General features: G+C 36.4%; 4 protein-coding genes. All 4 read right to left on the reverse strand.

Features of this window, described 5'->3' with window-relative positions; genetic code table 11:
* Positions 1-5,702 precede the first annotated feature (5,702 nt).
* Positions 5,703-7,169, reverse strand: coding sequence for a 4-hydroxy-3-polyprenylbenzoate decarboxylase (gene ubiD, locus HBA_RS02980; protein WP_097032524.1), 1,467 nt, complete (start codon positions 7,167-7,169; stop codon positions 5,703-5,705).
* Positions 7,170-8,993: 1,824 nt separating this feature from the next.
* Complete coding sequence (ubiB, locus tag HBA_RS02985; protein WP_097032525.1) at positions 8,994-10,628, reverse strand: ubiquinone biosynthesis regulatory protein kinase UbiB; 1,635 nt, start codon at positions 10,626-10,628, stop codon at positions 8,994-8,996.
* A 639-nt stretch (positions 10,629-11,267) separates the two neighbouring features.
* On the reverse strand, positions 11,268-12,026 hold the full coding sequence (gene ubiE, locus HBA_RS02995) for a bifunctional demethylmenaquinone methyltransferase/2-methoxy-6-polyprenyl-1,4-benzoquinol methylase UbiE (RefSeq protein WP_097032527.1): 759 nt from the start codon (positions 12,024-12,026) through the stop codon (positions 11,268-11,270).
* A 151-nt stretch (positions 12,027-12,177) separates the two neighbouring features.
* On the reverse strand, positions 12,178-13,707 hold the full coding sequence (gene rmuC / locus HBA_RS03000) for a DNA recombination protein RmuC (RefSeq protein ID WP_097032528.1): 1,530 nt from the start codon (positions 13,705-13,707) through the stop codon (positions 12,178-12,180).
* Between the last annotated feature and the right edge of the window lie 63 nt (positions 13,708-13,770).

A 13,770-nucleotide genomic window follows, 5' to 3' on the forward strand; every position in this document is an offset into this window, starting at 1 on the left:
TTTTGTCAGCTTTTATTTTTAATTAGGAATCAAAGATAACTGAAAAATTAAACGGTCTTTACCGACCGTACTATCAGAGCTACAGTACGAGCTAATTTGCTTTTATACATACCACTGCAAATAATATCACAAGCATGTAATTACATTACTTACCAGAGGGATTTTAATCCCGTTTTATATTTTATTTTTAATGCAAGTTTGCATCTAAAATTTAAGTTTTATCTTTTATGTTTGATGATTACCTCTTTTTTAAAAGGTATCACCCTAAAGGATTGCCATCTCATTCTGTTTATTTCTTTAGCACTTAATTCATAATAAATCAATTAGTTACTTAAATTCATGGTGATTAATAAAAAACGTAACCAATAAATAAAGAGATACATTGAAAAAACTGTTGTATTGTCATCCTTGACATTGCTTTATCGATAATACCTAATACCTTAGGTACTTTCTAATGCATTAACACTCCTCAGTTATTTTAATATGCATATCAAAAATCAACAACAGACACACGGACACCAACATTAAGGTTTTGAACAAAATAAATTTCACATCTCGCTATGTATGTCATAAATTTAATTGCTAAACCGTATTATCCAGGACCGCATGTAGTTATAAATGCTTTCCGATACCTACAAGCCACTAAAAGCTAGCTAATCATACTTTAAATACTTCTCCTGAAGTTTATATGAATATATTTCTAATACTGTTTTATCAGCGCAAACTCTAATTGTTATTAATTATAAGTTAGAAAAACTGCACTATGCAGACCACATATTATTTATAATTTTTGAATTATCACTTATACTAAAAAATATAAATAACGCTAGTTATTAGCGTCGAATTGTAAATTCTACTAGAAAAATTATGCCCCATAAGCAAACCAACTTGTTTCACTACTTCTATCTATCTGATCATTATTAAATTAAATAGTCGAGCTATTAAAAAAACAAAATAGTTAGCAGCAATCGTACTACCAAAACCAATGACGAGTGGAGAGGATGATACTTTCCCTTTGTTAAATTTTCTAACATGTTAAGTTTTTCGGCATATTCGAAAAAAGATCCGCTTATCGTGCATTCCTCGTCAAGATATGTGGTAGTGGCATTAATCATATTTAATGCGGTATTTTCGTGAACGTGATTATTAACTTTTTTTTTGCGCAAAGCCGACTATTAAACTAATCTTGCGCTTATGCAGCGTGGCCACGTGTTACAAACTCTAGACTTACAGCGCAAAGTTAAGCGGGCTGACTTCTTGGCGTTATGTTAAATTTTATATCTCGCACGATTTCTATACGGGCGAGTGTATATAAGAGTGACGATACCCTTCCCCCACCACGGCACAGTTATGACTCTAGTTAGTCGGTAGAGTTTAACATTATATTATATAAAATGCAGCAATAACCTATAGTTGCATTATCTTATAACAGGATTTGAAAGGAGAATTAAGCGGTAATAATGTTGCGTAAAAGTTACGACCCGTAGTTTTTTTACAACCCGTAATATCGGAAATAGCTAATATGACTTAATAATCGAGTTATAAAACTCGCACAATTGTCTAGAACTATTGTTTACCTATACAGAAAATTTATTTAGGTCTCTGATACTATCGGCATGCAGCTCCTCGGATAAAAGCTAGGTGCTAATTATTAAGTATATTATTGTATAATCTAAAATAGATACTAAAATTTACCGTCTATAAATACCGTACTTATCGCGTATAAATAAACCCACATCAATCGATCTTTCGAAGATGACACCGGATGCTTAGCAAGCATCATTAATAATATTACGGTTAGCTATTTTACAAATATAGCTATTTTTAGCCTGCACGGGTAAGGCAAACAAGTCGCTCACAGCGAAACATAAACGCGATTAAATACAAAAATACCCGCTAGTTTATGGCGTAAACTTACAAATATATTAAATATAAAAATGATATTAGACTAAAACTAGCAACTTAATCATCATGGTTATATCTTTGCCCGTAACAGACCTATTCTAAGTATCAAATATCATCTTTAACCGTAGAAGCAGCACGCACACTGAAAGATGTGCTGTTTTATTAGCCATCTTAAGTATTACAGCTTAAATTTTCCTACTGCCCTTTTGTGAGAATAGAACTATCAGGTAGTATTGATAATTTAAGAAGAACAACGGATATCATCTATTATTCGATAAATGTCAAAAAAAAGAAAACGTTTTATACCCTTTGGTAACCAATTAAATGGCAAGCAATTAATTATTTAAAAAATAAACTGAGTAAATCATTACTAGTTATAGTCTAAATTTAAACAAATAGATTATATTGATTAGGGGTTTAATTGAAAATACTAATGACTAACTTCAACTACTTAATTAATACAGATTTAGTCATGATAAACTATGTCGCCGTAGTATCCATTTTAAACAAGAAAGCGTTCGTTGTATGCAATATAACAGTGTTATTAATTATTATCAACTACATCTAAAATACATAGTTCTAGTATTATTTTATTAAAGTATAGCTTACGGCTAATACATTTTATTAATACGGTATTTTGTTTAGATATTATTCTGTTTTATTTTTGTTATACAATTCTTAAGACAATGCATAACAATATTCTTATAACGCACTAGTACGCGAGTATCAGGTTGGGTTGACGCACATTAATTCTTATCTGAAAATAAGTGGTATTTTGCATCAGTTTAATTACCTAGTGTGTTTTCTTTTGCGTTTCCTTATATACCGACGCCATAATTTTAGAAAAATCCATGTCTGTTAATGGAACTAAATCCCTATCAAAGCCAGACAACTGCAATGATATTAATTGCCTTTGAAAATATTTCTATTTTTTTCTGGTTAATAACTTGTTATTGTATGCTAGCATAATGCTGAAATGCTCTTCCCATGAAACAGCTAATCTTTTAAAGAATTTTTATTGACAGCAATCGGCATTATTGCTTTATTTATTTTGATATCTTTACAACAACAAGTTAGATAATTAAAAATGAAAATGTAATTATTCTAACCCAGATATGGATAGATGAAGAAGACGGGTAGTCATCTTTATTGGTATTGATAGAAGTAATTGACAATTTATTAATTTATTTGCGCGAACTCTACATTTTTGTATTTAGATATAAATTTTGCTAACTTTAGTTCTGCATTTAATCTAATAAAAGATGCAAATCTCAAATTGCTACTAACTAATATATTGATTTACACGGCGACAGTAGATAACTATCTTATCTCTCTAAACTAATCTTATTTATCGAATGTGACTATGGGTGGTGTTCTTAGTAATAACTAAACAACAAAGTGCTTTCTTCTTATCAGAAACAAAATGTTTCAGATCGAGATCAAGCTGTTTCAGCACAAAGAAACTTTCTTTGGCTACGTTGATGCGTACCACATCGTTCTAAAAAAGATTTAACATATACATTGTTAGTTGCTTGCCCTTCTATGGCAACTACATCTTGATACTAAATCTTATTTATCTTAGCAAATTTCAATGCAGTGCCTAAAAATTTAGCCCTCCCCTTATCTAGATGAAACACTAGCTACAGATACCAGTCATACGTATTTAGCATTGTACGCGACAAAAACTTTATTGCATTTTTTTACTTTTAATAGAAAACAATTCATAATCGGCAATTTTATGAAGCATCTTCTATGTCTTTTTGTATTTTTAGAATAATAGTACTTTCTGCTAGTTAAACTAGCATTCAACATAAAATTGCCTTGCTAGACATATCTAGCTATATAAAAGCACTAAACTGCCATAGCGTGGCAATTATCTACCCCTAGAAGTAATAATTTGGCGAATTAAGACTAATGTTTTATGATCAAAATTCACTATTTCTTTTCAAGACTGAACTTCTTTTAGCACTGGTGAGAACTCTATAATTACTCAGTGTTATCACGTGCTTGTTTTTAACGACACCATACTAGTGCAAAATCTCTCGAGTGCCAGGACTTTGCACATCATGTCGCTAGACGTTTTGTGGGTTACTACAACATTGTCATCAACTGTATCCTGTAAACAGGACGTGATCATTTGTTTTTGTTATTTCTTGTATATAAATATTTATATTTTGCAAAACAAATAGCATAGTTGACTCCTGCAAACACTTGATTTTTAAATACTATTTAAATAAGCTATTAAATTTACTTTTACTATTTTTAATCATTATTTTCCCGGGGATAGAATACATAAATTGCTCTTTGTACTGTATCTGCATAGCATAAAAGCCACCAGACTAAGAAAATATTCTAAGCAACCTTTGGAAAGGTAGTTTTCACGTTAATAAGAACAAAAACATGAGCTTTATAAAACTATTCTGCGGTAATTTACCACCTGCTTCCGCATTTTAATCAGAAATGACAAACTAAGAAAATAAATATAAATACATTAATTAAATTCCTTTTTAAGCTCGCAATCTGAACAATTGAATGGTTATGCAATATCGCCATGATGCGATCATGATTACCATTACTCTTAGGTTAATAAGTTTTCATTTGTATTGTCTCTTACCATAGATTTTTTAAAGTTAGAGGAGTGAATTACTTTGACCCAGGACGATAAGTGGACTTAATCACGCACATAATATTTCCTACCTTTGTCTAACAAGTATTTTTATTTATCATGAAAATAGTCGATTAATATGTTATATTGCAGCTAATTCGAATTATTTATTATATTCAATAAATTAGCTTATTCGGTATCGAACATATTTGTTATATTATCTTATGTTGAACTATTATTAGAGTTATCAATCTTTTGAGAAAATCAGCGATCGTTATCCGCCATGTAATAAACAAAGCACTAACAAGTATAATTGCTGTAATTGACACTTTCATAACAATTCTGGGCAACTCTTAGTTTGGCGTTATCGCCACGTACATTTATAGTAACGGCACCTTAAAACTGGCTACCTAATGAAGGTGCTAAATGTCAATAAACATATTTATATGTAAATTAATAAGTAAATATTTATTGCAGAACTGCGATTTAAATAAACCCAAATAGTTCTAGCACTCAATCTAAAATTTACTAATAAAAATGCAGCTAACGTTATGCAAATTAATCATTTGACTATCAGTAGATAGATAAGTAAAATTTATCTAAAACAGAAAAAACCTAGACATACTTAATGTTATGTCCTGAAATAAATTAAACTCATGGCATGAAAGGATATATACGACATTAACATGAAGAATAAAATCTTACAAAACTATCATGTGATGAATGTTGTACTCAACATTCACGATTGTGGTAATTAACAAACCTATAGTTACATATACAAAAACACAAATCCTCACTATCTCTTTGATCTTTATAAGAGTAATTACTGTTTACGATATTGACAACGACAGACGGCTTAATATTAAGCTTGATGATATTATCAAGCAACCAGGTTTGTTTATACTAAAACTAAACGGTGATCCCTCATTTTAAAAATAATCTATAAAGGATATCTCATACACATTGAGTATAGAAACGCAATATGCAGTTAGATACACCACATTAATTACCGATTGGTAGATAATGTCAAACGGCGCAAAAGTGGAAACATATTCCCTGTATCAGTTTATATTGGGTAGTAAAAAGTATCTGTTTATGACATACACGAATGAAACCTACATGTAATGCAGTTTCATTTCGAGTTATGAATCACTGTTTCACAGGGCTGCATAACCTTAAGACGCATAACCATTTATATAATGGCTAGTTGGTCCCAAATAGCGTTAACGCGCGTACGGATCGTTTGATCCATTTGAATGGTGGTACCCCATTCTTGCTGTGTTTCTCCTGGCCATTTATTTGTAGCGTCCATGCCCATTTTAGATCCTAGTCCGGAAACCGGCGAGGCGAAATCAAGATAATCTATTGGTGTGTTTTCAATCAAGATCGTATCGCGCACAGGATCCATACGAGTCGTTATTGCCCATATCACATCTTTCCAGTCACGTGCATTAATATCACTATCACATACAATAACAAATTTAGTATACATAAATTGATGCAAGAAAGACCAAATACCCATCATGACTCGCTTAGCGTGACCGACATATTGCTTCTTGATGGTCACCACCGCTAAGCGGTAAGAGCACCCTTCCGGCGGTAAGTAAAAATCCACGATTTCCGGAAACTGCTTTGATAAAATAGGAACAAATACTTCATTCAGCGCTTCACCTATTATCGCCGGTTCATCAGGCGGACGGCCAGTATAGGTTGAGTGATACAGCGCATCGCGCCGTTGGGTCATATGAGTTATGGTAAAGACAGGGAAGCTATCTGTCGCATTATAATAGCCAGTGTGATCGCCATAAGGCCCTTCAATCGCTGTTTCTCCCACCTCAAGGTATCCTTCTAAAACGATCTCCGCGCTGGCCGGTACTTCTAAGTCACAGGAGATACACTTTACCACTTTAGTTTTATAACCCCGCAACAAACCAGCGAAAGCGTATTCAGAAAGAGCATCAGGTACCGGTGTCACTGCAGCCAGGATCGTTGCCGGATCAGCGCCGATAGCGACCACTACGGGAAAACGTTTGCTGGGGTTTTGCTGCGTCCATTCCTGGAAATCAAGCGCGCCGCCGCGGTGGGAAAGCCATCTCATAATTAACTTATTTCTTCCCAACACCTGCTGACGATAAATACCGAGATTTTGCCTTTTTTTGTACGGTCCTCTTGTGACCGTCAGTCCCCAAGTGATAAGTGGCGCTACGTCGCCCGGCCAACAGTGCATAACCGGAATACGGCTAAGATCTACATTCTGCCCTTCCCAGATCTGCTCTTGGCAAGGTGCCGTACTTAGCCTTTTAGTCGGCATATGCAAAACTTGGCGTAATTGAGGAAGCTTATCCAGCAGATCCCGAAAGCCGTTAGACAACTCAGGTTCTTTTAAAAATGCCAAAAGCTTACCGACATCACGTAGTGCGCTAACATTTTCCTGTCCCATACCGAGCGCCACTCGTTCTGTGGTTCCAAAAAGATTGCACAACACCGGCATAATATAACCTTTAGGGTTTTCAAACAGCAACGCCGGACCACCTGCTTGCACTGTACGAGCAGCTATTTCCGTCATTTCCAGATAGGGATCTATGGGTAAGCTAATTCTTTTTAATTCTCCTCGTTGCTCAAGGAGGTAGAGAAAGTCTCGTAAGTCATAGTATTTCATAGCATCATTATGAATAGTATTTATTTTAAATTATAAGATTTGTTTATTAACCCTGCTGTTCTTTTACTAAAGAACGATAAAATAAATTGCCCTAGTGGTTCAACACCGGCAGTATCCAGTGCTATATATTTATTATTACGTTTGATAAATTGGTCTTTTGAACTTTAATGATATCAGTAAGTTGTTGCTGCAAACACCTAACGCTGATTATATGTGATTTTTATATTAAAATACCTAAAATAGTAGGTAATAAACTATTTAACACCAATGATAATACTGAAAATTATTGAATGTGAGCACATAGACGCTTTCGAACTGACAGATCGAAACTATTTGTTTATCGGATTAAATTCGGAAATAACGCATACTATCGCCATTAAAAACTGCAAGTTATTTGCATATAACCTGACAGTAACGCGCTCATGTTACTACCAATTTTAATATAAAATACGCCCATTATACTAAACCTAGATAATAAACTATTTAAAAATGAAATAACCAATTCTAGAAAAATTAATGCATTACAACGGCTTTATTGGCTTTGAGAAAATAGCCCTGAAGTTATCACAAGGTGATTGTGTATTAACATTAGTTACTTTACACATAGTAGACTACCAAGAATTTTTTTTTAATAAACGGTATTGCAAATGTTGCGACATTATTTATAGATCCATAATTCTCAAGATCATTTGCTTCCTTGGCACCTTTGTGCCTTATAAATAGGGAGTTAACGTAAAAGGTCGATTGCAAACAATAAGTATATAAAGTGTAGTATAATCAACGAAATTTGTATAAATATCCAATGGTATCAACTTTTATACAAAAGCAAAGGTAATAATTATTACATAAGACTGCTTATTGCACAGATCCGATAGCGTCACTGCGTATCTCTTTAGCTATAATAAATAAAATAGCTCTACCGACACTTTAAATGACAACACAAACGTCATAAACAACGCCATGACGAAGTGAATAATAATTATTAACTAAATAAGTAAGCGTTAGGTCGCTTGCGAGGTGTGAAGTAGTCACTGATCAAGGGTTTATATATTATTAATTATGAATAAAAGCTTTTTATTTAGTAGGTAATTGGAAATTTAGCCCCACATTGGCAGATACTGGAAGAATTGCGCGTAGGCAGCCTTACAATCCGGTTTTTACCTTAGTGTGTTTAAACATCATCATGTAACAAATCTAAATTGATTAAAAGAAGGGTTACATGATTCAACTAACTCTAGTTTAGAGTTAGTTAATGTCCTTAAACTTTTATTAAATTTCGGTGCTTACACAGTTTTATCTGTATTTGTAGTCTTGAGCACCAAAAATTTAATATTATCTTCAAATTGTTTAAGCTGGCTTACTGCTTTGGTGCTTAATATTTTGCATTTATTAATTTTGCACCGTCAAGGTAATTATATATCACTCACAATGTTAATTTGTCACTATTTTAACCGCAATAAACAGACTTTCTTGACTCAAACATCACTAATACGATAACAAATATCATCACAAAATCACTCAATCTAATATTAAACACAGCTTATATCTGTATTCGTTTGTACTAAATAAGTTTTTGACGCGATAAGCTATAAAGTAAAAGTTAGCGTCCTTGACAATCTCCTAAGACAATAGAGGCGCTTTGTTATGATCTTAGCTAATTAGCTACTAAAGTTTTTGCAATGCTTTAATCGAGGCTCTTAAATTTAATCTACAACTACGCAATTTTTAGTGACAAATAAAAATATCATTATTTAATGCTAAAATACTAATTTAAATTTTCTCCCTATCAAAGGAGAATAAATGCAGCTACAATTGAACCTACGGCTACACGATACGTTTCCAACCTATAATCCAACTTACAATACCAGCGGCCATAAGCCATCCTGGTAAATATCCTTCATCAGTGTTTTGTATCAAAAATGTACCAATAAACAGAAGCGTGGCGCCAATGCCAAACAAAAAACAGGATTGACTTCGCCGCACATGATGAACTTTCATTTCCACCGACAAACGATAAACACTTTTCTGCAACAAGCGCTGCTCTTTAAGACCGTAATAGACTAGTTCGGGCAATTCAGGCATTTTTTCTATCCAATAGGGTGCTTTTTCCTTTAACAAGCGCAAAATAGCTGGCAGACCTAACTGTTCTTTGATCCATTTTTCTAGAAATGGTTTGGCAGTTTTCCATAAATCTAACTGGGGGTAAAGCTGACGTCCGACGCCTTCAATATATAAAAGCGTTTTTTGCAACAAAACTAGCTGTGGTTGCACTTCCATATTAAATTGGCGTGCGGTGTTAAAGAGATTAAGTAATACGTGACCAAATGAAATCTCTGACAGAGGCTTTTCAAAAATAGGCTCACAGACAGTGCGAATAGCAAACTCGAAATCTTTAACATTAGTATCTGAAGGCACCCAGCCGGAGTCTACATGCAGTTCAGCAACCTTTCGATAATCTCGTTTAAAAAACGCGATAAAATTTTCCGCTAGGTAGCGCTTATCTTCCTTGTTCAGCGACCCGACGATACCACAGTCGATACCGATATACTGAGGATTTTCTGGGTGTTGAAAACTGACAAATATGTTACCTGGATGCATATCTCCATGGAAAAAATTATCACGAAAAACCTGGGTAAAAAAAACCTGCACCCCTCTCTCGGCTAGTAGTTGCATATTAGTACCCTGATTCTCTAACGCGGCTACATCGTTGACTGGTACGCCATAAATACGTTCCATTACCATAATGGTTTCTCTACAATAATCCGTATAAACCTCGGGAATATACAGCATCTGGCTACCTTTGAAATTACGCCGTAACTGAATAGTATTGGCCGCTTCGCGCAGCAAATTGAGTTCATCAAGCAATGTCTTTTCATATTCTCGTACGACTTCCATGGACCGCAACCGCCGGCCATCCGGAAGAAAATACGACACCCAGTTAGCCATCCGGTACATCAGCTGTATATCATCCTTAATTATTGGCAAAATATCCGGTCGAATCACCTTAACTACAACCTCTTTACCATTTTTTAGCCTGGCGGTATGAACTTGAGCAATTGAGGCGGAAGCAAGTGGCGGCTCATACTGAAAATCTTCGAACCAGTTTTCAATCGGCTGACCCATTGAGCGTTCGATGTGGACTCGCGCTATGGAGCCGTCAAAAGGCTGTACCCTGTCTTGCAACAGTGCCAACTGATCGGCAATGTCAGGCAGGAACAGATCGCGCCGAGTTGAAAGCATTTGACCGAACTTAATCCATACTGGTCCCAACTCCTGCAATGCCAGTCGCAAACGTTCGCCCAGCATACGCTGACCATGGTTATTTGGCATCCAAAATATCAAATTGCGACCTAACCGCAAAGGATGAGTAAGTCGTTTTTTAGGGATAAGCTCCTCTAATCCATAACTGAGCATGACGTGAATAATAAAATAGAGGCGACGGAACTCCCCGAATATCATCTACTGGCCTCCAGTTTATTTAAACAAGTAAAAAACTTTTACAGGCTCGGAACACATTATTTACTTCATCGCAAACCCGCGCTAATTTTGAAGCTGAAGATACCAAGTGCAATTCGTCGGTAATTACCTGAGTTAATAAGAATAACCTACCAGTGTATAAAAGTTGTCGTGCAATTGGTTAGCCAGCTCTCAATTGCTTGTATTAGCCCTTCAGTGGAAAAATCACCACTCTAAGGCTCCAAGATTTTTTTTTGCTGGATCGCATTCAACCATCTTCAGCAATGCTGTTAAAGAATGCATGCGCTGTAGATCTCTATCTACATAAAGAAAACCTTGATTTATTATATGTATTAGTCTATTGCGTTCTAATAGTGTAGGCGCTGTAGCAAAATAAGTGCACATTATGCACTCTACAGCATAATTACATGAGTTAAGCACATCCACTTGGAAAGTTCACCTAACACCAAAATAATCGACGTTTTCCTATGTAACTACTTTCAACCTCAAAGCTTTGCTTTTTAGCTGGTTACGAATAACTAATATGGTACGATTGTGATCTTGATTTTGATAAAGTATGCATTTAAGTATGGCTTTTTTTATTATACTTATTAGTGGTATTAGCAAAATCTCATCTCCCGATCAAAACTTATAACCGCGGTGTAAAGCTACGATACCATTAGTCATGTTAAAATATTCAGCATTATTAAACCCTGCATCTAACATCATCGCCTTTATTGTCTCTTGATTAGGATGCACACGAATAGATTCTGCTAGATAGCGATAGCTGCTAGCATCGCGGACTACAATTTTGCCGATGCACGGCAGAACGTGGAAAGAATAAAGATCATAAGCTTTGTGCAGTAGCTTACACGTAGGGATTGAAAATTCCAAGATAAGCAGTCGTCCGCCGGGTTTTATGACCCTATACATTGACTTTAACGCCTGTTCTTTATCAGTCACGTTGCGCAGGCCAAATGAAATAGTAATGCAATCAAAGGTATCATTTTGAAAAGGCAGTGCTTCTGCATTAGCTTGGACATAGCTGACATTGCCTAAAATACCACGATTACGCAGCTTTTCACGACCTACCTTCAGCATGGAATCATTGATATCTGCTAGCACTACTTTCCCTTCTTCACCCAATATCCGCGAAAATTTCGCGGTCAGATCGCCAGTGCCGCCCGCAAGGTCCAAAACCTTTTGACCGCAGCGCACACCGCTGTACTGTATAGTACAACACTTCCAAATACGGTGAATACCAAAAGACATCAAATCATTCATCAAATCATATTTCGCAGCAACGGAGTGAAAGATATCCGTCACCATAGTTGCTTTCTGATCTTTAGCAACAGTACGAAAACCAAAATTAGTTGTTTCATGCTTATATTTATCTATCATGTACGTCATCCTACTTACTTATCTTTAAGATAAGTATGATAAATGCGTAGTGCAATCCACCACAACGGTGCGTCACTCCTAAGTAAGATACTTCTAAACGTGCCCTCCGTAATGGGGATCGTCCTTGTCCTGCACCACGTTCGCAGTTAACTCAACTCCCTTTTCCCAAGCAGGGAGCATCAGTGACAACAGGGTGGTGGGGTACCGATGACGCTAAAGCATCTTGCTTGGGGAAATTGGGTAAAGGAACATCGTTGATGGAAGACGAAGCGATAGGTCTCTTAATTTCCACGCCCAAGGCACGGAATTCTTCTGCCCGGCGAATAATATTACCACGCCCATCAGATAATTTATTTTTTGCTAGTCGATAGCTAGCTTGAGCTTTATCGAGGCTTTGGCCGATAGCATTCATGTCATCTATAAATAGCCGTAGTTTGTCATAGAGGCGCGATGCGCGCTCAGCGATATGCTGAGCGTTGCGATTTTGATTTTCATGGCGCCATAAATTGTTTATCGTGCGTAACGCAACGAGCAACGTGGTAGGACTGACCAACATGATATTCTGTCCCAGAGCTTCGCTGATCAATTCCGGCTGTTGACAAATCGCCGCCATAAAAGCAGGCTCAATAGGGACAAACATCAAAACGTAATCTAGCGAACATAACCCTAATAATTGTTCGTAATCTTTACGACCCAATAATTTGATATGGGATCGAAGCGAGTTGACATGCTCAGTTAGCGCAAGTTGGCGGTCAGCATCATTATCGCTATTAAAATAACGTTCATAGGCTACCAGCGAAATTTTTGCGTCAATGATCACATGCTTCCCCTGAGGTAGATGAACTATCACATCAGGCTGCAGCCGCTGGCCATTTAGTTGCTGAATATTGAACTGAGTTTCAAACTCATGACCTTCGCGTAGCCCAGATGCTTCTAGTAACTTACTGAGTATCATTTCACCCCAATTCCCCTGCGCCTTGTTATCGCCCTTGAGAGCCCGAGTCAAATTGACGGCTTCTTTAGCCATCTGCACATTTAGCTGCTGCAAATTTCGGATTTCATACGCCAATGTATGACGCTCACGCGCCTCTTGACAAAAGCTGTCTTGTACTTGGCGTCGAAAACCGTCCAGTTGTTCACGCAGCGGTATCAGCAGCCGATCAAGACTTTGGCGGTTTTGCTCATCGACCTTACGGCTGCTATACTCAAAGATGCGATTGGCCAAATTCTCAAACTGCGTCGACAACTGCTGCTCACTGTTACTTAACAAGCATTGCTTTTCTTCTACTGCTAGTTGAGCTTCCTTCAAACGAATAGCTGCTTCCAGTAATTCTGCTTTCTGGTGGCTGTTGATTTCTCGCTGGGACCGCAGCTCTTGATTGAGTTGTTCGCACTCTTGACGAAAATGCACAAAAGAGTTCAACCGCTCTTCGGTTATAGCTAGACGGCTGTACTGTTCGCACTGCTCTCGTTCGCAATCACGCAACGCTAGTTCGGCCAACCGGCGAGCATATTGTTCATCTGACAGTTCCTGACGAGTTATTTGCAGTCCCTGCTCAAGACTTACTCGTTCTGCTTCCTTAGATACATACCGTTTATGCTGTCGGACGATAGCAATAAGCCAACCTAGCAAAAAACCAATAAGTGCACCACCTATACCGCACAAAGAGTTATAAATCATATTACCTTCGCCACAAAACATTTATTTTGATAATCACGTTAAAGGGGGAACTGTATAGAAGTA

This window comes from Sodalis endosymbiont of Henestaris halophilus, assembly GCF_900161835.1.
Taxonomy (GTDB): Bacteria; Pseudomonadota; Gammaproteobacteria; order Enterobacterales; family Enterobacteriaceae.